The 23676-nt window shown below is 71.5% G+C and carries 29 protein-coding genes; 20 read left to right on the top strand and 9 right to left on the bottom strand.

All coding sequences use genetic code 11. The features are described from left to right. The first annotated feature begins 40 nt into the window (after nt 1–40). Both AB0M27_RS05295 and AB0M27_RS05290 read left to right on the top strand, forming a co-directional pair. Nucleotides 41–295: a MoaD/ThiS family protein gene (locus tag AB0M27_RS05295; protein WP_153543445.1), complete on the top strand. Its 255-nt coding sequence runs from the start codon at nt 41–43 to the stop codon at nt 293–295. Between the two features lie 4 nt (nt 296–299). Beyond that, the gene (locus AB0M27_RS05290; RefSeq protein ID WP_365718102.1) at nt 300–1451 is read left to right on the top strand and encodes a hypothetical protein; all 1152 of its coding nucleotides are present in this window, start codon (nt 300–302) and stop codon (nt 1449–1451) included. A gap of 162 nt (nt 1452–1613) precedes the next feature. Here the strand turns inward: AB0M27_RS05290 and AB0M27_RS05285 are convergent, their stop codons facing one another. The 5 genes from AB0M27_RS05285 to AB0M27_RS05265 form a co-directional block, all read right to left on the bottom strand. Continuing rightward, nucleotides 1614–2297: a hypothetical protein gene (locus AB0M27_RS05285; protein ID WP_365718100.1), complete on the bottom strand. Its 684-nt coding sequence runs from the start codon at nt 2295–2297 to the stop codon at nt 1614–1616. Between the two features lie 380 nt (nt 2298–2677). Further along, nucleotides 2678–2968: a DUF1416 domain-containing protein gene (locus AB0M27_RS05280; protein ID WP_004000115.1), complete on the bottom strand. Its 291-nt coding sequence runs from the start codon at nt 2966–2968 to the stop codon at nt 2678–2680. A 57-nt stretch (nt 2969–3025) separates the two neighbouring features. Further along, nucleotides 3026–3871, bottom strand: coding sequence for a sulfurtransferase (locus AB0M27_RS05275; protein WP_365718098.1), 846 nt, complete (start codon nt 3869–3871; stop codon nt 3026–3028). A 129-nt stretch (nt 3872–4000) separates the two neighbouring features. Beyond that, complete coding sequence (locus AB0M27_RS05270) at nt 4001–4081, bottom strand: Ms5788A family Cys-rich leader peptide (RefSeq protein ID WP_350751515.1); 81 nt, start codon at nt 4079–4081, stop codon at nt 4001–4003. A 208-nt stretch (nt 4082–4289) separates the two neighbouring features. Further along, on the bottom strand, nt 4290–5027 hold the full coding sequence (locus AB0M27_RS05265) for a DUF2993 domain-containing protein (RefSeq protein WP_365718096.1): 738 nt from the start codon (nt 5025–5027) through the stop codon (nt 4290–4292). Between the two features lie 119 nt (nt 5028–5146). Here AB0M27_RS05265 and AB0M27_RS05260 point away from each other — a divergent pair, with 119 nt between their 5' ends. Both AB0M27_RS05260 and AB0M27_RS05255 read left to right on the top strand, forming a co-directional pair. Then, the gene (locus AB0M27_RS05260) at nt 5147–5407 is read left to right on the top strand and encodes a DUF3099 domain-containing protein (RefSeq protein ID WP_351805219.1); all 261 of its coding nucleotides are present in this window, start codon (nt 5147–5149) and stop codon (nt 5405–5407) included. 10 nt (nt 5408–5417) lie between these two features. After that, on the top strand, nt 5418–5888 hold the full coding sequence (locus AB0M27_RS05255) for a VOC family protein (protein ID WP_365718094.1): 471 nt from the start codon (nt 5418–5420) through the stop codon (nt 5886–5888). Here AB0M27_RS05255 and AB0M27_RS05250 read toward each other — a convergent pair. Beyond that, complete coding sequence (locus AB0M27_RS05250; protein WP_351805223.1) at nt 5791–6153, bottom strand: DsrE family protein; 363 nt, start codon at nt 6151–6153, stop codon at nt 5791–5793. The two genes, AB0M27_RS05255 and AB0M27_RS05250, sit on opposite strands and share 98 nt — an antisense overlap. 78 nt (nt 6154–6231) lie before the next feature. On the opposite strand from AB0M27_RS05250, the gene AB0M27_RS05245 reads away from it, so the two are divergent. The 4 genes from AB0M27_RS05245 (at nt 6232) to AB0M27_RS05230 (ending at nt 8657) form a co-directional block, all read left to right on the top strand. Then, complete coding sequence (locus AB0M27_RS05245; protein ID WP_365718092.1) at nt 6232–6378, top strand: hypothetical protein; 147 nt, start codon at nt 6232–6234, stop codon at nt 6376–6378. Between the two features lie 241 nt (nt 6379–6619). Next, the gene (locus tag AB0M27_RS05240; protein WP_365718090.1) at nt 6620–7195 is read left to right on the top strand and encodes an FABP family protein; all 576 of its coding nucleotides are present in this window, start codon (nt 6620–6622) and stop codon (nt 7193–7195) included. 49 nt (nt 7196–7244) lie between these two features. Then, entirely contained in the window at nt 7245–7682 is a 438-nt protein-coding gene (locus AB0M27_RS05235; protein WP_351805227.1) for a Fur family transcriptional regulator, read from the top strand. Nucleotides 7683–7691: 9 nt separating this feature from the next. Next, nucleotides 7692–8657, top strand: coding sequence for a folate-binding protein (locus AB0M27_RS05230; RefSeq protein ID WP_365718088.1), 966 nt, complete (start codon nt 7692–7694; stop codon nt 8655–8657). A gap of 85 nt (nt 8658–8742) precedes the next feature. Here the strand turns inward: AB0M27_RS05230 and AB0M27_RS05225 are convergent, their stop codons facing one another. Next, nucleotides 8743–9504, bottom strand: coding sequence for a maleylpyruvate isomerase N-terminal domain-containing protein (locus AB0M27_RS05225; protein WP_365718086.1), 762 nt, complete (start codon nt 9502–9504; stop codon nt 8743–8745). Nucleotides 9505–9559: 55 nt separating this feature from the next. Continuing rightward, a complete protein-coding gene (dtd, locus tag AB0M27_RS05220; RefSeq protein ID WP_365718084.1) occupies nt 9560–9985 on the bottom strand; it encodes a D-aminoacyl-tRNA deacylase in 426 nt (141 codons plus the stop codon). A gap of 160 nt (nt 9986–10145) precedes the next feature. Between dtd and AB0M27_RS05215 the strand changes: the two genes are divergently transcribed. The 3 genes from AB0M27_RS05215 to AB0M27_RS05205 all read left to right on the top strand — a co-directional run bounded on the left by AB0M27_RS05215 (nt 10146) and on the right by AB0M27_RS05205 (nt 13287). After that, nucleotides 10146–10766: an aerial mycelium formation protein gene (locus AB0M27_RS05215; RefSeq protein WP_365718082.1), complete on the top strand. Its 621-nt coding sequence runs from the start codon at nt 10146–10148 to the stop codon at nt 10764–10766. Between the two features lie 63 nt (nt 10767–10829). Further along, nucleotides 10830–12068: a GNAT family N-acetyltransferase gene (locus AB0M27_RS05210; protein WP_365718080.1), complete on the top strand. Its 1239-nt coding sequence runs from the start codon at nt 10830–10832 to the stop codon at nt 12066–12068. A gap of 304 nt (nt 12069–12372) precedes the next feature. Further along, nucleotides 12373–13287 (top strand): GntR family transcriptional regulator, encoded by a 915-nt coding sequence (locus tag AB0M27_RS05205; protein WP_365718078.1) that lies wholly within the window; start codon nt 12373–12375, stop codon nt 13285–13287. Between the two features lie 7 nt (nt 13288–13294). Here AB0M27_RS05205 and AB0M27_RS05200 read toward each other — a convergent pair whose 3' ends face one another. Beyond that, the gene (locus tag AB0M27_RS05200) at nt 13295–13462 is read right to left on the bottom strand and encodes a hypothetical protein (RefSeq protein WP_365718076.1); all 168 of its coding nucleotides are present in this window, start codon (nt 13460–13462) and stop codon (nt 13295–13297) included. Nucleotides 13463–13595: 133 nt separating this feature from the next. Between AB0M27_RS05200 and AB0M27_RS05195 the strand changes: the two genes are divergently transcribed. The 9 genes from AB0M27_RS05195 to AB0M27_RS05155 all read left to right on the top strand — a co-directional run bounded on the left by AB0M27_RS05195 (nt 13596) and on the right by AB0M27_RS05155 (nt 23647). After that, nucleotides 13596–14477, top strand: a complete 882-nt coding sequence (locus AB0M27_RS05195) for a GntR family transcriptional regulator (RefSeq protein ID WP_365718074.1) — start codon at nt 13596–13598, stop codon at nt 14475–14477. Continuing rightward, entirely contained in the window at nt 14477–15226 is a 750-nt protein-coding gene (locus AB0M27_RS05190) for an HAD-IA family hydrolase (RefSeq protein ID WP_365718072.1), read from the top strand. Before AB0M27_RS05195 ends, AB0M27_RS05190 begins: the two co-directional genes overlap by 1 nt. A 339-nt stretch (nt 15227–15565) precedes the next feature. Further along, nucleotides 15566–16519, top strand: coding sequence for a GntR family transcriptional regulator (locus AB0M27_RS05185; RefSeq protein WP_365718070.1), 954 nt, complete (start codon nt 15566–15568; stop codon nt 16517–16519). 212 nt (nt 16520–16731) lie between these two features. Next, on the top strand, nt 16732–19023 hold the full coding sequence (locus AB0M27_RS05180) for an aminoglycoside phosphotransferase family protein (RefSeq protein WP_365718068.1): 2292 nt from the start codon (nt 16732–16734) through the stop codon (nt 19021–19023). A gap of 9 nt (nt 19024–19032) precedes the next feature. After that, complete coding sequence (locus AB0M27_RS05175) at nt 19033–19647, top strand: TetR family transcriptional regulator (protein WP_365718066.1); 615 nt, start codon at nt 19033–19035, stop codon at nt 19645–19647. A gap of 51 nt (nt 19648–19698) precedes the next feature. Continuing rightward, the gene (locus AB0M27_RS05170) at nt 19699–21729 is read left to right on the top strand and encodes an AAA family ATPase (protein WP_365718064.1); all 2031 of its coding nucleotides are present in this window, start codon (nt 19699–19701) and stop codon (nt 21727–21729) included. A 41-nt stretch (nt 21730–21770) separates the two neighbouring features. Then, nucleotides 21771–22394 (top strand): RraA family protein, encoded by a 624-nt coding sequence (locus AB0M27_RS05165; protein WP_365718062.1) that lies wholly within the window; start codon nt 21771–21773, stop codon nt 22392–22394. A 12-nt stretch (nt 22395–22406) separates the two neighbouring features. Then, nucleotides 22407–23000 carry an HAD domain-containing protein gene (locus AB0M27_RS05160; protein WP_365718060.1) on the top strand — a complete coding sequence of 198 codons (594 nt, stop codon included), beginning with the start codon at nt 22407–22409 and terminating at the stop codon, nt 22998–23000. 107 nt (nt 23001–23107) lie between these two features. Further along, nucleotides 23108–23647 (top strand): DUF6817 domain-containing protein, encoded by a 540-nt coding sequence (locus AB0M27_RS05155; protein ID WP_365718058.1) that lies wholly within the window; start codon nt 23108–23110, stop codon nt 23645–23647. Nucleotides 23648–23676 lie beyond the last annotated feature (29 nt).

The raw sequence follows: 23676 nt of genomic DNA, 5'->3' as shown, positions 1-23676 counted from the left end.
CACTCTTTAGTTTCTTTCAGGCTGTCGATTGAGGAATCAGATGCCCAAGGTCACGGTGCGCTACTGGGCCGCCGCGAAGGCCGCCGCCGGTGTCGCCGAGGAGCCGTACGACGCGGACACGCTCGCCGACGCGCTGGCCGCCGTGCGCGCGCGCCATCCCGGTGAACTCACACGCGTGCTGCAGCGATGCTCCTTCCTCGTCGACGGTGACCCCGTCGGGACCCGCGCGCATGAGACGGTACGGCTGGCCGAGGGCGGCACGGTCGAGGTGCTCCCGCCGTTCGCAGGAGGGTGAGGCGATGAGCGACCAGCCGTATCAGGGCCCCTATCAGGGCGGCCCGTACGAGGGCTACGACCCGTACCAGCAGCAACACCAGCAGCAGCCCGGCCAGCAGTCCTGGCCCGGCCACGACCACCAGTACGCGCAGCAGCCGGGCTACGACCCCCAGCTCACCCAGCAGTGGCAGGGCCAGACCTGGGACACGCAGGCGCACACCCCGGTGCAGATGCCCGCGTCGGCGGAGACGGCGTATCCGCCGCAGGCGCAGACGTACGAGGGGCAGTATCAGCAGCACCACCAGCAGTACGCGGCTGCCCCTCAACCGCAGCCGCACACCGCCCCGGCCACCGCGCCGGCCGCCGTGCCGGAGTCCGAGCCGGACTACGGCCCCGCCACGCTCGCCGGGAACGCCCGGATCACGGATGCCCAGCGGGCGCGCATCGAGGGCCGTTCGCCGATCATCGAGCCCGGTATGCAGCCCGCGCTGCTGACCGCGCTGCTGGGCCTGCTGATGGCCGCGGCGGCGCCGGTCGTCTCGCACGCGCTCCTCGCGCCGCTTGTGGTGCTCCAGGGCGTGACGGCGGCGGGCTGGTTCCGGCTGAACGGCATGTGGCCGGCCCGGCAGGGCATCGCGCTGGCGTTCCTGGGCGGGCTGACGGCCGACGCGGCGGTCCTGGCCGCCGGCCGCGACCACGCCCCCGCGGCCATCCTCGGCCCGCTCGGCATCTGGGTCCTGCTGGCCCTGGTCCTGCAGCTGCGCTCACACGCCTCGCCGGACGAGCGGATGTACGGCCTGATGGCGACGGTCGTCTCGTCGGCCCTGTCGGTACTGGCCACCGGATACCTGGGCGCCGACGCGCACGCGGTGTCCGTGGGCGCCGCGGCGGTGGCGGTGGCGATCCTGGCCCGGGCCCTGCCGCTGCCGACACCGGCATCGGTCGTGGTCTCGTTGCTGGCGGCGGCCGGCGCGGGGATCGCCGTGGGCGGGATGACCGGACTGGGCGCGAGGGGCGCGCTGCTGGGCGCGGCCGCGGGGGTGTGCGCACTGGTCGGTCATCGCGTGGCCAGTTACGACTACCCGTCGAGGTTCGTGCACTTCACGGCCGGGGTGGCGTTGCCGCTGTCGGCTGCCGCGCCCGTTGTGTGGGTGCTGGGAAGGGCGCTCGGTTAGAGCTGTTCCCCCTCGGTCACGTCCCGTCCACTGTCGGACGGGGGACATGCCGGAGCCCCGGCCCGATTCCGGCGGGCCGGGGCTCCATTTCATACAGCGGGCTGTGAGGTACCAGCGGGCTGTGGGTCAGCAGCGGGCTGTGGGTCAGCAGCGGGCTGTGGGTTACCGCCCGCCGCCGTCGCCGCCGTCGCCGCCGAAGCCGCCGTCGCCGCCGCCGAAGCCGCCGCCGAAGCCGCCGCCGAAGCCGCCGTCGCCGCCCCAGCCGCCGTCGCCCCAGCCGCCGCCCCAGCCGCCGCCCCAGCCGCCGCCCCAGGGGCAGACCACACGGAAGCTGCCAAGGACGCCGTCCTTGACGTGGATGCCCCTCGTGTGGTGGACGCGCACGCCGTCGCTCTGGCTGTGGGGTCCGACGGTGGCGACGGGAGCGCCGTTGTCGCAGACCGCGCCGCGGAACACCTCGACAACCGAGCGGCTGTCGTTGCGGATGTTCAGCGTCTTGGCGCCCAGGCCACTGATCACAGTGATGCAGTCACCCGGGTGGGCGGAGTAGGACCGCTCGTTGATCTCGATGCGGCCTCCGTCCCACCAGCCGCCGCCGCGGGGGCCGCCGCCGCCGCGGGGGCCGCCAGGGCCGCGGCCCTCGTTGCCCTTGCCGTTGTTGTTGCCGTTGTTGTTGCCCGCTCCGGCACCACCGAGAGGTGCGGCGGCGGCCGGCGCGACGGCCGGCCGGGCAGCCGGCGCCGCCTCCGGCGCGGAGGCGGCCGAGGCGTAGGTGACGCCGGTCGCCGCCAGGGCCGCGGCTGCCGCTGCGGCGGCAGTGAGAGCGGTGGAACGAGTGATCTTCATGGTGCTTCTCCAGTCTCTGAGACGCCGACTCATCGGCCGGTCGTCATGGAACGTATTCGCCGAGCTCCATGGCTGTCATGTCGGAAATAGCCGGAGACTGGGTTTTTGTGCACCAATTGGGGGAATTACGGCGCCTGTCTGCCGTTCGTCGTTCACCGAAGGGGCGTCAAGTCACCGCAGAAAAAGGCGAATTGATGCACCGCTAGACCTTTTGGATGATCTTATGACAAGTGCCTACCCCGACGGCAAGCGTGTCGTTACTGGCGCAAGGACGTGAGTCGCGCTAGCGCGCATGCCGAAGGGCCGCACCCCCACTGGCGTCCAACCCCAGGGGTGCGGCCCTTCGACCGTCACTGTGCTGCTGCTTCGCGCAGGCCCGTTCAGACCGCGATGGCGACCTCGGCCAGCGCGCCCTTCTCCGCCACGACGACCGTGCGGTCGGCCGTGGCGCCCGGCACGAGCGCCCGGACCGTCCAGGTGCCCTCGGCCGCGTAGAACCGGAACTGACCGGTCGCCGAGGTCGGAACCTCGGCCGTGAACTCGCCGGTCGAGTCCAGCAGACGGACGTAACCCGTCACCGGCTCGCCGTCGCGGGTCACCTGACCCTGGATCGTGGTCTCACCGGGCTTGATCGTCGAGGCGTCCGGGCCGCCGGCCTTCGCTCCGCACATGCTGTTTCTCCAGAGGGGTCTGACCGGGAGGTCGGTCGGGATGGATGAGGGGTGGGCTTACTTGCTCGCGCCGAGCTCGATCGGCACGCCGACGAGGGAGCCGTACTCGGTCCAGGAACCGTCGTAGTTCTTGACGTTCTCGACGCCGAGCAGCTCGTGCAGCACGAACCAGGTCAGGGCCGAGCGCTCACCGATGCGGCAGTAGGCGATCGTGTCCTTGGCGAGGTCCACGTTCTCCTCGGCGTAGAGGGCCTTCAGGTCCTCGTCCGACTTGAAGGTGCCGTCGTCGTTGGCGTTCTTCGACCACGGGATGTTCCTGGCGCTCGGGACGTGACCCGGACGCTGCGACTGCTCCTGCGGCAGGTGCGCCGGGGCGAGCAGCTTGCCGGAGAACTCGTCGGGCGACCGTACGTCGACCAGGTTGTGCGAGCCGATCGCGGCGACGACGTCGTCACGGAAGGCGCGGATCGAGGTGTCCTGCGGCTTGGCCGTGTACGCGGTCTTCGGGCGCTCGGGGACCTCGGTGCCGTCGACCAGCTCGCGGGCGTCCAGCTCCCACTTCTTGCGGCCGCCGTCGAGGAGCTTGACGTTCTCGTGGCCGTAGAGCTTGAAGTACCAATAGGCGTACGAGGCGAACCAGTTGTTGTTGCCGCCGTACAGGATCACCGTGTGGTCGTTGGCGATGCCCTTCTCCGACAGGAGCTTCTCGAAGCCCTCCTGGTCGATGAAGTCGCGGCGGACCGGGTCCTGCAGATCCTTGGTCCAGTCGATGCGGATCGCGTTCTTGATGTGGTTCTTGTCGTAGGCGGACGTGTCCTCGTCCACCTCGACGATGGCGATGGCCGGGTCGTCCAGGTGCTCCTGCAGCCAGTCGGCGTCGACCAGGACGTCGGTGCGGCTCATGCTCTTTCTCCTCCGGGGCAGTTGCGGCGGGGTGTGCGGGTACAGGGGTGCGCGCTCGTGATGGCCGGGCGGCGCACGGGTGCCCTTCCAGCAGGGCGGCGGTGAGATGCGGAAGTCGGGGACTTTCGCTCAGAAGGGGCGACAGAGCATGGCGGCAACGCGGCACAGGTCCACTGCCCGCCGCTTCGTGAGATCCGCCTGTCGCTTCATGGGCTCGATCGTAGGGACGTCCGGGTGGGCGTGTCACCGGTGTGTCATATGGCGAGACGCGATCGTCCGTATGGCGGGACAGGAAAGCGCCCGGTGGCCGCCTCACGACCTCCCGGGCGCACGCGCAGGTCTTCGCATCTGATTTACGGACGCCCTCGTCTCGCCAGTCGGACGATCCCGCTCTCCGGGCCGTCCGCCGGCGGTGGACCTACCCCGCCAGCCTGACGTCGGAACCCATCACCGTGATCTCCACGCCGTCCTTCGCGGCCTGCACCTTGTCCAGCTTGATGCCGCCGGGCAGCCGGTCGATTGCCTGCTGGAAGTCGGTGATCTCGCGGATACGGCCTTCGGCGATCGTGGCGGCACCGAGCTTGGGCAGCGAGTCGGCGTGCACCCGCACCTTGTCGTTCTCGACGGTCACGGAGCTGAGCACGGGCACGGTCTGCTTGATCCCCAGGGACGAGACGGTGCCCTCCACCATGACCTTGATCTTGCCGTTGCCGCCGTCGGACAGGCCGACGACCCGCGCGGTGACGCCGGGGGCCACCTCGGTGGGCTCGGACTTGGCGGTCTTCAGCAGCTCGGAGTAGGAGATCGTCGCGGTGCCGGTGGCGTTGGCCGCGGTGGCGGAGCTGTAGTCGCCGGAGAAGGAGACGCCCTTCATGTCGGCCTGAAGATCGTCGACCCGGATCGTCTTCCCGGCGGTCCCGGTCGCGGCCTCGTAGTCCTTGATCCCGACCTCGACGTCGTCGAGCGACCCGCCCGCGACCTGGGTGAGGAACGGGAACCCCTTGATGTTCACATCCGGTGTCGAGGCCAGGTTCTCCGTCGACTTCAGCTTGTCGGCGGCCTCCCCCTCGGCGAAGTGCACGGCCACCCGGTCCGCGATCACGAACAACCCACCCAGGATCACGACGAGGATCAGGATTATTCGCAGGGCGCGCATGTGGTGTTTCCCCCTGGACGAGAGCGGTCTTCGGCTACGTCACGGTAACCCCGCGGGCGCCGCCAGGGCGGCGATTGTGGATCAGTTGTGACAGGTACGACGCGGCCTACCCTGGTCTTATGTACGCGCGGCGGCGGCACATCTACTTCGCCATGATGGGGACTTGCATCGGGCTCTTCGTCCTGGCCTGGGGAGTCGTGCGCATCTGGTCGGTCCCGGCGGCCGTGGGAATGTGCGTCGTGGCCATGCTGATCCCCCCGGTAGCCGCGATGATCGCCAACCGGCGGGGCCCGGAGGACCGCTGGTGGGACGACCCGTCCGGCGACCCCCAGTCCGACGAGTGGTGGGACGAGCTGGACGGCAAGAAGGGGCCCCGGTAGGAAGACGTGCATGTCGCCCACGAGGCTGTCCACGGTGGTGCTCGACGCCTCGGACGCGCACATGCTGGCCGGTTTCTATCGTCGCCTGCTCGGATACGTGGTCCGCGCCGAGGAACCCGACTGGGTCCTCATCGGCCCGCCCGGCGGCGGCACGGGTCTGTCCTTCCAGACCGAACCCGGGTACGTCCCGCCGGCCTGGCCCACGCGCACACCCGGTGACCAGCAGATGATGCTGCACCTGGACATCGAGGTCGACGATCTCGAAGGTGAGACGGCGCGGGCCGTGGCGGAAGGGGCCGAGCTCGCCGCGTACCAGCCGCAGGACGACGTCCGCGTGCTGTTCGATCCCGCGGGGCATCCCTTCTGCCTCGGACCCGGGCGTCTCAGTAGACGAGGGCCTGCGTGTCCTCCGCCAGCGTCTCCTGCACGAACACCTGCGCCCCCGCGATCCGGACGCCCTCGATCACGTCCTTCTCGGTGATCTCGCGCCGGGCGGCGCACTGGGTGCACAGCGTGATGCGGCCGGCGGCCAGGACCGACTCGATCAGGTCCGGCAGCGGAGCCGCGTGCGGCAGCTCGAACTCGGCGGCCCGCCCCGGCAGCGCGAACCAGGACGACTCCCCGGTCAGCCACAGCGACACGTCGACACCGCTGGCCACGGCCACCGCCGCCACGGTGAACGCCTGCGAGCAGCGCTCCGGGGCGTCGGCCCCGGCCGTCACCTTGATCACGAGCTTCTTCGCCATGCCGGAAGCGTAAGCCCTCACGGGCGGCGTCAGCCGCCCCCTCGGCTGCGGCGCGGGCGCGGGACTGCCTCCAACGCGATGGACGAGTCGTACCCCACGGCCGCCGTCGACGGGAACGGCCTGGTGGAGGAGTTCGCCGAACAGAAGCCGTACGGCGCCGAGCAGGTGCGGCGGGCCTGCATCGTCTCCGGCGACGTCGTGGTCCTGCAGCAGCTGCTCGACTGAGACCACGGGTCGCTACGGACCACCTCGCAAAGAGAGCCGGGGCACGGCCGCGTAAGCTGGGCCCCGGCTCTGTCGTATGCCCGCACCCTCGCTCAAGGAGCACTCGTGGAGATCTTCTTCGAAACCCTGCTGGTCCTGGTCTGCGTCGGCGTGCTCGCCTTCGCCTACCTGACCGTGAAGAAGCTGTACCAGGGCCAGCGCTGACCCCACGTCCAGGAAAGATCCAGGAAAGCTTCCGCTCATGATCGAGATCCCGTCCGACCTGCACAAGGACCTGGTCCCGCTCGCCTTCCTGCTCGGCAACTGGGCCGGCGCGGGCGTGCACGACTTCCCCGGCTCGCAGAAGTGCAACTTCGGGCAGGAGGTCAGCTTCACCCACGACGGCCGGGACTTCCTGGAGTACCACTCCCACACCTGGGTGCTGGACAAGGACGGCAACAAGGTCCGCCCGCTGGAGTCGGAGTCCGGCTTCTGGCGGATCGACGCCGCCCGCAAGGTCGAGGTGACGATGACCCGCGACGACGGCGTCATCGAGATCTGGTACGGCGAGATGGCCGACAAGAAGCCGCAGATCGACCTGGTCACGGACACCCTGGCCCGCATCCCCGGCTCGCAGCCGTACAGCGGCGGAAAGCGCCTCTACGGCTACGTCAAGAGCGACCTGATGTGGGTCGGCGAGAAGCAGACCCCCGAGGTCGAGCTGCGCCCCTACATGTCGGCCCACCTGAAGAAGGTCGTCACCCCCGAGGACGTCGAGCGCTGGGCCAAGGCCCTCCCGGACGACCTCCCGGACGACGGGATCGCCTTCTTCAAGTAGGCCCGTCTTCCCCAAGTGGCCCGGTCCGAGTGGTCCTAGACTCTTTGGTGTGGTGAGCACCGACTGGAAGAGCGACCTCAGGCAGCGCGGCTACCGGCTGACGCCGCAGCGGCAGCTTGTCCTCGAAGCCGTGGACACCCTTGAGCACGCGACCCCCGACGACATCCTCGGCGAAGTGAGGAAGACGGCGTCGGGGGTCAACATTTCCACGGTCTACCGGACGCTGGAGCTGCTGGAGGAGCTCGGCCTGGTCAGCCACGCCCATCTGGGGCACGGTGCACCCACGTATCACCTCGCCGACCGGCATCACCATCTGCACCTCGTGTGCCGCGACTGCGAGAACGTGATCGAGGCGGACGTGGACGTGGCCGCCGAGTTCACCGCCAAGCTGCGGCAGCAGTTCGGATTCGACACCGACATGAAGCACTTCGCGATCTTCGGCCGGTGCAAGGACTGTTCGCTGAAGACTTCAACTACTACGTCGTAGGCTGACGGTATGAAGAGCCCTCTGCTGTCCCTGCCCGGCGCCGTCCCCGCCGAGGGTGTGGACGAAGGTGTCGCCGCCCACTACGGCGACCTGTTCCGCGAGCAGCGTGCCCTCGCCGACGGCACCGGTTTCGTCGACCTGTCCCATCGCGGTGTCGTCACCGTCAGCGGTGAGGACCGGCTGAGCTGGCTGCACCTGCTGCTCACCCAGCACGTCAGCGAGCTGCCGGCCGGTGAGGCCACCGAGGCGCTGATCCTCTCCGCGCACGGGCACATCGAGCACGCGCTGTACCTGGTGGACGACGGCAGCACCGTCTGGGCGCATGTCGAGCCCGGTACCCGGGACGCGCTGATCGCCTACCTGGAGTCGATGAAGTTCTTCTACCGCGTGGAGGTCGCCGACCGGACGGCCGACTTCGCGGTCGTCCACCTGCCCGCCGGGTCCATCGCCGAGGCACCGGAGGGCGTCGTCGTACGCGAGACGGCGTACGGCCGTGATCTGTTTCTGCCGCGCGAGGACCTGGAGTCCTTCGCGGCCGCGCACGGGCCCGCCGCCGGCCTCCTCGCCCACGAGGCGCTGCGCGTCGAGCAGCACCGGCCCCGGCTCGGCTTCGAGACCGACCACCGGACCATCCCGCACGAGCTGGGCTGGATCGGCACGGCCGTGCACTTGCAGAAGGGCTGCTACCGGGGCCAGGAGACGGTCGCCCGCGTCCAGAACCTGGGCAAGCCGCCGCGCCGCCTGGTCTTCCTCCACCTGGACGGCAGCGAGGTCCATCTGCCGGTGCCGGGCACGGAGATCCGGCTCGCCGACGAGGGTCCGGAGGGCCGCAAGATCGGCTTCGTGACGACGTCGGCACGGCACCACGAGCTGGGGCCGGTGGCGCTGGCGCTGGTGAAGCGGAACGTGCCGGTGGACGCGCGGCTGATCGCCGGGGAGACGGCGGCGGCGCAAGAGGTTGTGGTCGAGCCGTAGTCGCGCTGCTGCGGGAGCGTGGGGGCTGTGTCGCGCAGTTCCCTGTGCCCCTTCGGGACGCTGCGCCTTGGCGGGTCAGTAGCCGCTAAGGAGAGTTCGTACACCCCGCAGCGCCTCCGGGCCGGCCTCGCTGTGCCAGCGAGGCCGGATCGGCCGGGCGCCGCCCCCACAGCAGCAGGACGCGGGTGGCCGCGTCGCTCTCGATCGTGGCGGGGCCCTCGGGGGCGGCGAACCGGATGCTGCTGCCGTCCGCGTCGGCGGCCACCACGATGTCGTCCGCACCCGGGGTGCGCAGGCGGCCCTCGAACCGTCCGCCGGGTCCCAGATCCAGGCCGGTGCTGCCGCGTGCGAGCAACGGCCGGCCGGCCGACACCACGCTGTGCTCGGTCATCCACGGCTCGTCGAGCGCCTGCACCGCGGTCCGGTCGTCGCCGGTCAGGTCCCAGCGGTGCAGGATCGGCTCCTCACGCATGTGCTCCGCGAAGAAGGGGACCGTCACCGTCCGGCCGGTCCACCGCACCTCCGTGTCCGGCGACAGGTCCTGAGCGGCGGCCGCGGCCACCTCGGTGAGCCGTTCGCAGCGGTTCAGGAACGTCGCCCACAGTTCGGAGTCGGACAGCCGCCGGAAGGGTTCTTCGCGGGCGAAACCCCTGGTCTCCACCGGCGATCCGTCGAGGAACGCCTGGAGCACCCGGGCCAGCTCCTCGGCATTGCCCGTCTGGTGGATCAGGACGTCCCGTACCGTCCACGCCTCGCACCACGTGCCGTCGTGGGGCCTGCGTGCCTGCACGGCGTGGACGAAGGGCGCCGGCTCCGGCAGGGTGCCATCGACCTTGGTGGGAATCACGCGCCATGGGTATCCCGGCCGGGCCGTCCGGCAAACCAGCCGTCCCGGTGCCGCCTCAGACCTCGATCAGCACCGTGAAGGGTCCGTCGTTCGTCAGCGACACCCGCATCCGCGCGCCGAACCGTCCCGTCGCCACCGTCGCGCCCAGTGCCCGCAGCCGGGACACCACCTCGTCCACCAGCGGCTCGGCGACATCGCCGGGAGCGGCGGCGTTCCAGGTGGGCCGGCGGCCCTTGCGCGCGTCGCCGTAGAGCGTGAACTGGCTGATGACCAGCAGCGGGGCGTCGACGTCGCTGCACGACTTCTCGTCCTGCAGCATGCGGATCGACCAGAGCTTGCGGGCCAGCTGCGCCGCCTTCTCCTTGGTGTCCTCATGGGTCACCCCGACCAGGACGCACAGCCCCTCGCCCTCGATCGCGCCGACCGTCTCTCCGTCCACGACGACGCTCGCGCCGTCCACTCTCTGCACCACCGCACGCATGCGGACCATCATGCCGGGTGCCCGGTACGCGGTCACAGGGGGTCCAATATGGATCTCTTACCGCCCATCTGGGGCCGTTCGGGGGCACTCGGTCACATAGCGGCCAGTTGGGGTGGCACGATGCTTGCACACGCCGGTCGAGGGGACGGTCAGAAGCAACATGAGCACACCGAGTACCAGCGGGCGGCTGGAGGCACAGGGGACGTACCGGCCGCCCGCCCAGCGCGCCGACACTCCGCCCACCCCGGCGGTCCCGACGGGCCCCACGCTGCCCGTGGAGCCGCCCGAGCCCGAACTGGCCCAGCTGAGCCTGCCGGAGCTGCGCGTGCTGCGCCGCGACGCCCAGCGCGACGAGGCCGATCTCAGCTATGTGCGGCGGCTGCTGCAGGGGCGGATCGACATCCTGCGCGCGGAGCTGTGCCGGCGCGGCCGCGCGTCCGTGCCGGCGCCCGCGGACGGCTCCGTGGTCGACCGGCTCCCGGAGATCCTCAAGGACGCCCCGGCCCGGCACCGCTCCTCGGCCCGCCATGTCACGCTCGGCACCCCGCACAACGAGGAGTACCGGCAGCTGGCCGCCGACATGCTCGCCGAGGTCGAGCTGTCGGACCTGCAGGCGCGGACCGACCTGGAACTGACCGCCGCGATGGGCCGGCTGGTGCGCTACGAGCAGGAGGTCTCACGGCGCCGCCAGCGGTTGCAGCGGACGGCCGACGACTGCAGTGGGGAGATCGCCCGGCGGTATCGGGTGGGTGAGGCGCAGGTTGACGATCTGCTGACGTGAGGGCGGTGGGCGCCTGCGGAAAACGTGACGACAGGTGGCCGCCGGTCCGCCTACCGTGGCTCCATGAGCGACGTCCGGATAGTCACCGAGGCCGACTTCGAGGACTGGCAGCGCGCGCTGGCCACCGGTTTCCTGCAGCCGCCCGCACTGGCGCCCGGGGAACTCGACGCCCGGCGCCTGCAGTTCGTCCCGGGCCGGCTGCTCGGTGCCTTCGACGGCGGCCGGTGCGTCGCCACCTTCCGGTCCTTCGCGCAGGAGCTCACCGCGGTGGGCGGCGGACTGGTCCCGGCGGACGCGATCAGCAACGTCACCGTCAGCCCCACCCACCGCCGCCGTGGCCTGCTCACCCGCATGATGAACCAGGACCTCGCGGCGGCGAAGGAACGCGGCGACGTGGTCGCCACGCTGATCGCCGCCGAGTACCCGATCTACGGCCGCTACGGCTTCGGCCCCGCCACCTGGTCGACCCAGTGGACCGTCGAGGTGCCCCGGGCCGGCCTCGATCCGCGCTGGTCGGGCCCGGACGACGGGGGCCGTATCGACCTGGTGGACGGGGCGGAGGTCCGCAAGCTCGGCCCGGAGCTCTACGAGCGGTTCCGGCGCGCCCAGCCCGGCGCGGTCAGCCGGGACGAGCTGTGGTGGCAGGCGCACACCGGGGCCGTCCGCTTCCGCGCCGACTGGACCGAGCCGTTCCACGCCGTCCACCGCGCGGCCGACGGCGAGGTCCGGGGCCTGGTGACGTACAAGTCGGACGACACCTGGAACGGCAAGCAGCCGGACCAGACCGCCTCCGTGCTCAAGCTCACCGCCACCACCCCGGCGGCCGAGCGCGCCCTGTGGCACTACCTGTGTTCCATCGACTGGATCACGAAGGTCAAGAGCGGCTTCCGCGGCCCCGACGACCTGCTGCCGTGCTACCTCCCCGATCCGCGCGCCGCCCGGATCACCGGGCACGCGGACTGGCTGTGGGTGCGGATCCTGGACGTCGTACGGGCCCTGGAGGCACGGACGTACGACGGGACGGGCACGCTGGTGCTGGAGGTCGTGGACGACGCCGGTCTGGCCGGGGGCCGGTTCCGGCTGGAGGCCTCGCCCGAGGGGGCGTCCTGTGTGCCGGCGGGCACCGAGGGCGCCGATCTCACGCTGGGCGTCGGCGAGTTGGCCTCGGTGTGGCTCGGCGGTGAGTCGGTGCTGCGGCTCGCGGCGCTCGGCCGGGTGCGGGAAGAACGAGAGGGCGCCGCCCGGAAGGCCGACGCCCTGTTCCGCTCGTCCGGGGCACCGTGGTGCCCGGACATCTTCTGACCGCTCCCTTCTCCCGGCGGCCTTCGACTGTGCATCCGTAGCGAGCTGTTCAGTTGTGGCTGTGCTGGCGATGTTCAGTTGTGGCTGTGCGCTGTCGTGTTCAGTTGTGACTGTGCGCTTCGGTGGCCGTCCCCTGCCCGGGCTCCCGGCTCCCCTCCGGAAGGGAGCCCGGTCGGCCAACCACTGGGAAGCTTGACCATGTCATGCAAGTTGGCAGCCAACTTCACCGTACTTATGTCCGCTAGGAAGCGGCTCATAACCAGCTATCGGCGAACTGCCGGAAGTTGGCGGGAAGTTGTAGTGTTTGTCCGTGGACCCGGAGCACGCCTCCGCCAGTGGACGGACGAGGTCACAGCGGCCCCACACGTCCCATCGCGACATCGCCGACGAACTGCGCAGCCGGATCAGGACCGGTGTGCTGCAGCCGGGTCAGCGCATGCCCACGCAGGCGGAGCTGGCCGTCGAGTTCGGCGTCGAACGCAGGGCCGTGCGCCAGGCCTTGCGCATCCTGCAGTCGGAGCATCTGCTCACCAACGTTTCCAAAGGCAGCCCGGCCACCGTGGCGGCCGTGCCGGGGCCGGCCCGGCTGCCGGCCGGACCGACGGCGCCGCCCCAGCCCACCATGGTCGGCCTCGCCCCCCGGATAGAGGAGGCCTTCGCCGCCCCCCACGTGCGGATCGACGCGCTCTGCCTGACCGCGGTCTCGCTCACGCTGGCCATCGGTGAGCCGCTGCGGCAGATCCACGCGGGACGGCTGAAACCGGCCAAGATCGACGTCCGGGTGCTGATGCCCAGCCGTGACATCGACCTCGCCTTCCCGGCCCCGGTGGCCGCCGACGACCACGGTCTGCTGCACCGTCGCTGGCTGGCCCAGCGCAACGCCCAGGGCATGGTGCTCAGGCAGAACCTGCTGGCCCTGCTCACCACGCACGGCATCGACGTCCGGGTCTCCTTCCGCGCGCTGCCGTTCACCCCGCCGGTCAAGCTGTATCTGCTCAACGGCTCCGAGGCGCTGTTCGCGTACTACACGCTCAAGCGCCGGGAGCGGGAGATCGAGCACGAGCATCTGGAGCTGTACGACGCCGACGGCACGCGCTCGATGCTGTTCGCCTTCGAGCGACGTGCCGGGGAGCGGGACGCCGCGTTCGTGGAGCAGTCGCGGCTATGGTTCGACGCGCTGTGGGAGACGATCAGTTCGGAGCTTCTGCTCAGTTCCTAGGCGGGACCTACAGCGCCGGGCCCGCGAGGAGCACGGCGAGCAGGACGGCGCCGGCGGACAGGGCCTTGTGGCTCTTGGTCTCGATGCCGACGGAGATCAGGAGCAGGCCGACGGCGCCGGCGAGACCGAACCTGCACTGGACGAGTTGCTCGACGAGGAGAGCGAGGGCGGGCACGGCGGTTCCCCCTTCAGAAGATTGACCAACTCGGAAAAGTTGGTAACCAACTCCATCTAAGTTGTCCCCACTTGGTCCGAGTTCATAAACAACTTCTCGGCAACTCCCCATAGATGGATCAAAGTTGTAGCGTTTGGTCGTGACTCAGGAGCATGTGGCAGTGAACGGCAGCAGGAGACTCACGCCCCAGAAGATCGCCGACACCCTGCGCGAGCGGATCCGCACCGGCGGACTGCAGCCCGGCGAACGGCTGCCCACCCAGGCCGAGCTGGCCGGGGAGTTCGGCGTCGAGCGCGGTGCCGTACGCCAGGCGCTGCGGGTGCTCCAGGAGGACGGGCTGCTCGCCGACGTCAGCAAGGGCAGCCCGCCGCGGGTCGCCGAGCCGCGGACCGCACGGGGGGAGCCGCAGCCGACCATGGTGGCGCTCGCGCCCCGGCTGACCGAGGCGTTCTCGGCGCCGCATGTGCGCATCGACGCCGTCTGCCTGACCGCGCAGAGCCTGATCCCCGCGCTCGGCGAGCCGCTTCGCCTGGTCCATGAGGGCCGGCTGCACCCCGAGCGGATCGATGCCCGCATCCTGCTGCCGTCCCGCGACATCAACCTCGCCTTCCCGGTCTCGGTCGACGCCGGCAGTGAGGAGGACGACGCCGTCCACCAGCGCTGGCTGGCCATGCGCAACGCCCAGGGCCAGGTGCTGCAGTACAACCTCCAGGCGCTGCGCGGCACCCACGACATCGACGTCCATGTCACCTTCCGGGCACTGCCGTTCACCCCGCCGGTCAAGCTGTACCTGCTCAACGGGGTGGAGGCGCTGTTCGCGCACTACATGATCACGCGGCGCGAGGAGCCCACCGACAGCGGCATGCTGGAGATGTACGACACCCTCGGCTCGGAGTCCCTGCTGTTCTCCTTCGAGCAGCGGGCCGGACAGCGGGACGCGGCGTTCGTGGAGCAATCGCAGAAGTGGTTCGACGCCCTCTGGGAAACCATCACCACGGACCTGACACTCTCCTAGTGACTTCTGATGCGACGCAGACTGAGACGACGCAGACCGAACAGACCGCGTACGAGACCGATCGGCTCCGGGATCTGATCGAAGGTGCCCGGGTGGTCCTGTGGGACTTCGACGGACCGATCTGCCGTCTGTTCGCGCTCCACAGAGCGGAACGGGTGGCGGGCGAGCTGGTGGACTGGCTGGCCGGGCGCGGGCTGCACAATCTGCTCAGCGACTCCGAGCGCGACTCGCTGGACCCGCATGTGGTGCTGCGCGCCGTGGACCGCCGGCGCCCCGGCAGCGACCTCGTGGCCGAGCTGGAGGAACGTCTCACCCAGGAGGAGCTGCGCGCCGCCGGCTCCGCACTGCCCACCCCCTACGCCGACCCCCTGATACGCACCTGGACCGCGGTCGGCTCCCGCCTCGCCATCACCACCAACAACTCCCCCCGAGTGGTCCGCGCCTATCTGCGGGACCGCGGGCTCACCGACTGCTTCGCCCATCACATCTACGGCCGCACGACCGACCTGCATCTGCTCAAGCCCGACCCGCACTGCCTCAACCGGGCGCTGGCCGCGATGGGTGCCGCCCCCTCGGCGGCCCTGATGATCGGCGACTCGACCTCCGACCTCGACGCCGCGAACGACGCCGGCGTGCCGTTTCTCGGCTACGCGCGTAACGAACGGAAGGGGAAGCTTTTGCGGGAGGCCGGAGCCGGGTGCGTGGTCGCGTCGCTGGAGCCGTTGCTGCGCCTGCTGCGCGGCTGGTGACGGCGGGCCGCGGGGCGTCCGGAATCCCGGCCCGCGGCCGGCGCCGCACCCGCTTGCGGACCCAGGCCGTCAGCGACACCGCCAGACCCGCGCCCCACAGGACGAGCTGACCCACGTCGTCGATCTGCACATCGAACCCGAGCACATGGATCGTCACGGCTTCCACCCCCTCGGGCCCCCGGCAACCGGTCAACCCCTCAAGTCGACCTGTTGACTGGCGAAGTTGACTGCTTGTGGCAGCATGCCCGGGCAACTAGATCCAGTAACCGGACAGTTGACTTGACTGGTTGCCTGACCGCCGGGAGTTTGCCGCCGGTGCGCGGGAGGTACGTACCGCGTGTGACGGTGGAGCGGAACGACGAGGCGGGCGAGGCCGGGGGCCACGAGTTTCTCCGGGTCGCGGAGGAGCTGCGGGCGCGGATGGCCGACGGCTTCTACCCCGTGGACAGCTATCTGCCCTCCCAGACCACGCTCGCCAAGGAGTTCGGGATCTCCCGGGACACCGTGCAGCGGGCACTGCACGTGCTGCGCGGCGAGAAGTGGATCGAGTCGCGGCAGGGCAAGGGCTCGCGGGTGCTGAGAAACCGGCACGTCCAGTCCTCGGCGCCCCGGGCGAGCAGGTCCCGGCGCCAGCTCACTCTCGAACTGCTGATCGCCGAGGCGTTCGAGCAGCCCGAAGTCACCCTGGACATCTACACGTTGACGTCCGAGACGCTGAGCGCCTACCTCCACATGCAGGCCGGACGGATCCGCGCCGGGTACATCGCGCCCCGGCGTATCGCGCTGCGCCTGATTCTTCCGTCCGCGGTCGACGCCCTGCCCTACCCGCGGGGGGTGCGCGACGGGAAGGACGACGAACGGCTGCGGACCCGGCTGCGCGGCATCGCCGAGACGTACACCGCCTCGCTGCACAAGGTCCTCACCGAACTGAGCACCGAGAAGCTCGTCCCGTCGGTGGAGTACGAGTTCCGGCACGCCCCCGTCGCACCCACGTTCAAGCTCTACGTCATCAACGGCACCGAGGTGCTGCACGGTCCGTACATACCGATCGTCCGGCCGGTGATGCTCGACACCGGCGAGGAGGTCGAGGCGGTGGACGTCCTCGGACTCGGCGCCACTCTCACCCACCACGTCCGTGACAGCCGTACGGACTCTCCGGGGGCGACCTTCGCGGACAGCATGACCAAGTGGTTCGAGGCCATGTGGGAGCTGCTGACGGACGAGGCCGCCGGTGTCGGCGGCACGGGTGAAGCCCAAGGCGATGAGGCCCGGACAGGGGCGGGGATGGGATAGCATCCGCCCTACCGTCTGAGCGACCGCTCGGGTTTTCGCGTAGGGAACGGCGACGGGCCGGCCCCGGCGACTTGGCGCGGAGTGAGTGGCGGACCACCCGCCTGGCTGCTCGTCCGCCCTGCAGGTTGTGTTGTTCGTCGTCCGGGGAGTTAGCGTTTCCCCACCTGTCTCGTCCCCCTCCAGCGCAGCGCGATCGAACCCCGGAGCGGCCAGTGGGCGCACCACCCGTCCCCCGCGACACGGCCGGGGTGCGTACCGGTCGGGCCCGGCCCGACGCCGTCTGCCGGGCGTTCGTGGCGGAGGCCGCCGCGCGGGGGCGCACCAGCGGCGGTTTCCACAACCAGAACTACGTGCTGCCGCTGACCGAGCCCATGGCCCGGCTGCTCGGCCGGAAGGCGGGCACCCTGGTGACCGTGCGGCTGCCGCGCGCGGGCGCCCTGCCCGTGGTCATCCGGACCTGGCGGAGCGAGGCGGGGATCCTGCGGGCCATCAAGGGCGTGCTGCCCGACGTACCCGAGTGCCTGCTCGAAGGGGACGGCTTCGCCATCCACAGCTATGTGGAAGGCGTACCGCTCTCCAGCGTCTGCCGGGCCGGCAAACCGGTCGACGGCCTGCTGGTCGGGGCGCTGGCGGACCTGCTCGCCCGGACGGCCCAGGTGCGCAAGCCCGCGCTGCCGCCCCTGCCGTCCCTGTGGCCCCGGAACCACACCGACAGCCAGGGCTTCCTGCAGACCCTGGCCCACCTGGCCGACCTGCAGATCCGCAAGCCGAACTGGCGCCGTTTCGGCGGCCTGTTCGCCGCTCTCGGCATCCCCGAGGACGCCCTGGCCCGGCTGGCCGAACGCGTCCCCGCGATGTCCCGCCGCCCCTACGGCCTGCTCCACGCCGATCTGCACCGCGACAACGTGATCATGTCGTACGGCGGTGACGCGCCCCTGATCTGGGTCGACTGGGAGCTCGCCACCTACGGCGACCCGCTGCACGACCTCGCCGTCCACCTGGTGCGGATGCACTATCCGGACCACCAGTGGGACGAGGTCGTCGAGGCCTGGGCACACGCGATGGGCCGGGTGCGGCCGGCGGCGGTCAACGGCGTGACCCGGGACCTGCGGCACTACGTGGCCTTCGAACGGGCGCAGTCGGTGTACCCCGACGTGATGCGGGCCGCGAAGTCGCTGGAGGAGTCCTTCGACCAGAAGAGCCTGGACGAGGCGACGGCATGGGTGCACCGGGCCGTGCAGGCGGCGGCGGAGCCGCTGCGGCTGGGCCGCGTGCCGGGGCGGGAGGAGATCGAGCGGATCCTGTTCCGCTGGCGGGCGTCCGTACGGCCCGGTGCCGTGACGGGGTCCGGTGCCGCGGCGCCGGCCGGCGGCGGGCCGTGGCGGGGTCCCGTCGCCCGGGCGATCGACTGGAAGCCGGACCGGCGCGTTCCGGAACACCCCGACTTCCCGCACTCCGCCGTCGCCGACGCCCTGCTCCTGGAGGGCGCGGCCCCGGCCCACCGGGTGTTCAAGGGCACCGCGCACCTCAACACGGTGCTCAAGGTCCCCGGCACCCCGTTCCCGGTCGTCGTACGCCGCAAGGTCGCGCACGTCACCCGGCGCGAACGCAGCTTCCTGAGCGAGCATGCCGTGCTCCAGGCCATCGAGCGGTCCGGGGCGGCGGTGGCCGCGCCCCGGGTGCTGGCGCTGGGGGAGAGCCACTCCAAGAGCATGTCCGCCATCCGGACCTACTCCGGGGACCTCTTCGCCATCCACACCTACGAGGGCCCGCCCGACGTGGGCCGCCGGCCCGAGCACCCGGTGCACGGGCTGCTCCCGCACGAGGCGGACCGCCTGGTCGACCAGCTGGCCGCACTGACCGAGGTCGACTACACCCTGGTGGACCCGCTGGCCGGCCGGCCCGGCTTCTACGCCTGGCTCAGCGACCAGCTGGTGGCGCTGGTGGCCCGGCTGCCCAAGGAGTCGCAGCAGCTGGCCCGTTTCCTCGGTCTGCCCGACGCGGCCCGGCTGCGAGAGATCCTCGCCCGGCACGAGGTCACCGACCGGGCCGCCGCCCTGCTGCACGGCGACCTCAATCCCTGGAACCTGGTGCGCCGCGGTGACGGCCTGGCGCTGACCCTCATCGACTGGGAGCTGGCGGTGGTCGGCGACCCGCTGTACGAGCTGGTCCGGCACATGCACCTCACCCCGACCCGGCCGGAGATCCGCGACCGGATGTTCCGCCGCTGGGAGAGCCGGCTGCCGGACCGGTTCACCAGGAACTGGCAGGAGGACTGGCGGGTGTACCGGTGGATCGAGATCGTCCGTTCCGCCTACGTCGACCTCGACCGTCTGGTCACCGGCGCGAGCCTGGACGCCCCCAACGTCCGCCGCGCGGTGGACTCGTACGCGATGACCCTGGCGGCGGCCACCGCCTCCCTGGGGCTGTCGTCGCGGCGCCGGACCAACCCCTACCTCACCCGCGCCCTGGCCTGGCCCACCCGCCCGGGCGGCGCTGCGTAGGCTCGCCCCATGGGTGAGATGGGCCTGCGTGAGCGCAAGCGGCAGCGGATGTACCAGGACGTGTCGGACACCGCCGTACGGCTGTTCCTGGAGCGGGGCTTCGACGCGGTGTCCGTCGCCGAGGTCGCGGCGGCGGCCGGGATCTCCAAGCCGACGCTCTTCCGGTACTTCCCGGCCAAGGAGGACCTGGTCCTGCACCGGATCGCGGACCACGAGACGGAGGCCGCGCGGGTGGTCGCCGGGGCGGCGGACCCGGTGGACGCGCTGCGCCGGCACTTCCTCGCCGGTCTCGAGCGGCGCGACCCGGTCACCGGGCTGAACGACCACCCCCAGGTGCTCGCCTTCCACACCCTGCTCTACGGCACCCCGGCCCTGGTGGCGCGGGCGCACTCGCATCTGGAGCGGTCCGAGGCGGCGCTCGCGGAGGCGCTCGGGGGCGGGCTGGACGCACGGCTGGCCGCCGGGCAGATCGTCGCCGTGCAGCGCATCCTCGCCCAGGAGAACTGGCGGCGGGTCGCGGCGGGGGAGCGGATCGAGGAGGTGGCGCCGGACGCCGTAGGGGCGGCCGAGCGGGCGTTCCGGCGGCTGGGGGAGGGGCTGCCGGAGCTGAAACGTGAAGAGTGATACCCGGTTAAAAATGTAACTCGGTAACGTTATGGCGGTACGCTGGTCGCCATGACGTCACTCGACCCCGCCCTCACGGACACCCTGCACACCGAGCGCGCCTACCACGACAGCTGCCGTGCCGCACTCGCCGCCATGGTCGAGGGCGCCGCCGAGCAGGTCGTCATCGGCGAGGACGTCTCCGCCTCCGGAGCCGACGCCGAAGTCCTCGGCCACCAGTTGCGCAGCCAGGCCAAGGCGCTGCGCGAACTGCCGCCCGGCCCGCTGTTCTTCGGCCGCCTGGACTTCGCCGACAGCGACCCCGAGCACGGCGGGCAGAACTACCACCTCGGCCGGCTCCGGATCACCGAGGACCCGGCCGCCCCGCCCCTCGTGGTCGACTGGCGGGCCCCCGTCTCCCGCGCCTTCTACCAGGCGAGCGCCCGCGACCCGCGAGGCGTCGAGGTGCGGCGACGGTTCGGCTGGGCGCCGGGCAGCCGGGGCGCGTCCGCCGACCTCACCGGCCTGGAGGACGAGCACCTCGGCCGGGGCGAGTCCCGGGCCAGCGACATCGTGGCCCGCGAGATCGAGCGGCCGCGCGTCGGACCCATGCGGGACATCGCCGCCACCATCCAGCCCGAACAGGACGAGCTGGTCCGCACCGCCCTCACCCACTCGGTGTGCGTCCAGGGCGCGCCCGGCACCGGCAAGACGGCGGTGGGCCTGCACCGGGCGGCCTACCTGCTGTACACCCATCCCAAGCGGCTCCAGCGTGCCGGACTGCTGATCCTCGGCCCCAACCGCACGTTCCTGCACTACATCGCCGAGGTGCTGCCCTCGCTCGGCGAGACCGGCGTAGGCCAGTCGACGCTCCTTGAGGAGATCGCCCGGCATCCGGTCACCGGCACCGACCCGGCGGACACGGCCGCGCTCAAGCACGACCCCCGGATGGCCGAGGTGCTGCGCCGGGCCCTGTACGGGCGCGTCACCACCGACGGCGTGACCGACCTGGCCGTGAAGGACGGCTCCAGCTGGTGGCGGGTACCCGCCGGTGAACTGGCCGCCATCGCCGAGGCGGTGCGCACCGAGGAGCCGCCGTACGCCATCGGCCGCGAGCGGGTGCGCACCCGGGCGGTACGGCGGCTGCGCGAACGGGCCGAGCGGCGCGCCGGGGTCCTGCCCGCCTCCTGGGAGCGCCGCGTCGAACGGGCCCGGCCGCTCACCGAGCACCTCGACCTGGTCTGGCCGAAGGTCCGCCCCGAGGAGGTGCTGGCCCAACTCCTCACCGATCCGGCCGAGTTGGCGCGGGCCGCCGACGGCCTGCTGGATGCCGAGGAGCAGGCGGCGCTGGTGTGGCCGCGCCCGCCGCGCTCGCACAAGTCGGCCCGCTGGTCGGCCGCCGACCTGGTCCTGCTGGACGAGCTCTCCGGGCTGATCGAGCACCCGGAGGGCTACGGCCACATCGTCGTCGACGAGGCGCAGGACCTCTCGCCCATGGAGTGCCGGGCGATCGCCCGCCGCGCGGCCTTCGGCTCGCTGACCGTCCTCGGCGACCTCGCCCAGGGCACCACGGCGTGGGCCGCCCGCGACTGGTCCGTCCAACTGCGCCACCTCGGCCGCCCGGACGCGGCCGTGGTCCCCCTGACCACCGGTTTCCGGGTGCCGGCGGCCGTCGTGGACCTGGCCAACCGCCTGCTGCCCCGCCTGGACGTGTCGGTGCCACCGGCCAACTCCCTCCGCGCGGACGGAGAGTTGAGACTGCGCTCGACCGACGACGTGCCGGGCACGACCGTGACCGCGGTGCGCGAGGCGCTGGCCCACGAGGGCTCGGTGGGCGTCGTGGCGGCCGACGCGGACGTGGACGCCGTACGGGCAGCCCTCACGGCGGCGGGCCTGGACCCGGCCGGCCCGGACGCGCTCGGCGCCCGCCTGACCCTGGTCCCCGCGAGCATGGTCAAGGGCCTGGAGTACGACCATGTGGTGGCCGTGGAACCGGCGGCGGTGGCGGAGGCGGAGGAGCGCGGCGCGCATCGCCTGTACGTCGTGCTGACGAGGGCGGTCTCCCGCCTGGACGTGGTCCACGCCCGTGCGCTCCCCTTCTGAACAGGGGATGGCGTGTTCTGACAGGGGATAGCGTGCGGGCCATGACCGAGACAGAAGCGTTCAGCGAAGTCCCCACCACAAATCTCGCCGACCTCCTCGGCCGCGAGCAGGTCATGGACATCGGCATACGGCCGCTGTGGCAGCCGGTCCCTCGGGTGGCCGGACCGGCGTTCACCGTCAGCTGCCCGCCCGGCGACAACCTCATGCTGCACGCGGCCATCCACCGCGCCGAGCCCGGCTCGGTCGTCGTGGTCGAGTCCGGCGACCTCGGCTACGCGCTGGCCGGCGGCAACGTGTGCGCGGTGGCCCAGCGCCGTGGCGTGGCCGCGTTCGTCGCCGATGGGCTGATCCGCGACCTGGGCGACGTCCGGGATCTGGCCTTCCCCGTCTTCGCCCGCGGCATCATCCCGATCCCCGGTGCCAAGAAGGCCGTACGCCCGCTGAACCGGCCCGTGCGCTGCGGGGGCGTACGGATCGAGTCCGGGGACGTGATCGTGGCCGACGAGGAGGGCGTGGTCGCCGTGCCGGCATCCCGCGCGGAGGAGGTCCTTCGGGCCGCGCAGGCCAAGCTCGCCAAGGAGTCCGAGGAGACCTTGGACGACTGGGAGAAGGCCCACCGGGCGCGGATCGACGAGATCCTCGCCGCGCGGGGCTTCCAGGGGTGATCCTGGACGGTGATGCTGCTCTTCCTCGACGTCGACGGCCCGCTCATCCCCTTCGGGGCGGGCCCCTACCGGCTGTACGACGGCCCCTCGGCCGCCGTCGGTGAGCACCCGCTGCTGAACCGGGTCGATCCGGCGCTGGGCCACCGGCTGGCCGCGCTCGGCTGCGAGCTGGTGTGGGCCACGACCTGGATGGACGAGGCCAACACCTGCCTTGCGCCCCTGCTGGGCCTGCCGCGACTCCCGGTCGTCCCGTGGCCGGACGCGCCCGAGCCCCCCGGCCGGCTGCACTGGAAGACCCGGCCCCTGGTCGCCTGGGCGGCGGGCCGCCCCTTCATCTGGCTGGACGACGAGATCACCGCCCCCGACCGCACCTGGACTGCCGTCCACCACCCCGGACCGGCCCTGCTGCACCGGGTCGACCACCGGCACGGACTGACGGAGGCGGACTTCGGGGCGGTGGAGGAGTGGTTGGCGGGGGTTGGTTGCCGAACCCGGGTTGCGGGAGCGCCCCGAAGGGGCGCGGGAAACTGCCCGAGCGACCGCCGACCCGGCCGACGTGAGGGAGTTGCGGTGCGCGGCGAGTGCCCCAGGCCGGCGAGCGGGTGAAGCGAAGGCTTGGACCGGCGGAGGAAAACCGAGGATTGACCGGCTTGCGCCGGCCGCCGGATGATCGGCAGGGCGATGTTCTTCGGGCCCACGGACGGAGGAGACCCGTGCCGGATTCCCCGACCACCGCGGTCGCGTTCCTGCGCGACCTGGGAGCCGCCGATCTCGCGCATCCGGGCGGCACCCTCCTCGCGCATCTCCAGCGCGTGGAGCGACAGCTCGCCGAGTGGGGCGCACGCCCGGCCCTGCGGCTGGCCGGCCTGTGCCACGCCTGCTACGGCACCGACGGCTTTCCCGAGGCCCTGCTGCCGCCCGGCCGGCGGGCCGAGCTGGCGGCCGTCATCGGTACCGAGGCCGAGGTCCTCGTGTACCTGTACGGCTCCTGCGACCGTACGGCCACCTATCCGGCGCTCGCCGAGGACGACGGGGTCTTCCAGGACCGGTTCACCGGTCGCGCCCATGTCCCCGAGGCCGGCCCGCGCCGGGACTTCGCTGAGCTGACCGCCGCCAACGAACTCGACCTGGCCCGCCTGGACCCCGCCTTCCGCGGCCGCTGGGGGCCGGACCTCCTCGGTCTCTTCACCCGTGTCCGGCCCCTGCTGAGCCCATCGGCCTGGTCGGCGTGCGAGACGGTGCTGGCCGGCTAGCCCGGCCGGCCAGGAAGTCCCCGGCGTCC

The sequence above is a fragment of the Streptomyces sp. NPDC052107 genome (assembly GCF_040680215.1).
In the GTDB taxonomy this organism is placed as follows: Bacteria; Actinomycetota; Actinomycetes; order Streptomycetales; family Streptomycetaceae; genus Streptomyces.
The sequence above is the reverse complement of the archived record's forward strand: the minus strand, read 5'-3'. Positions and strand labels throughout refer to the sequence as shown.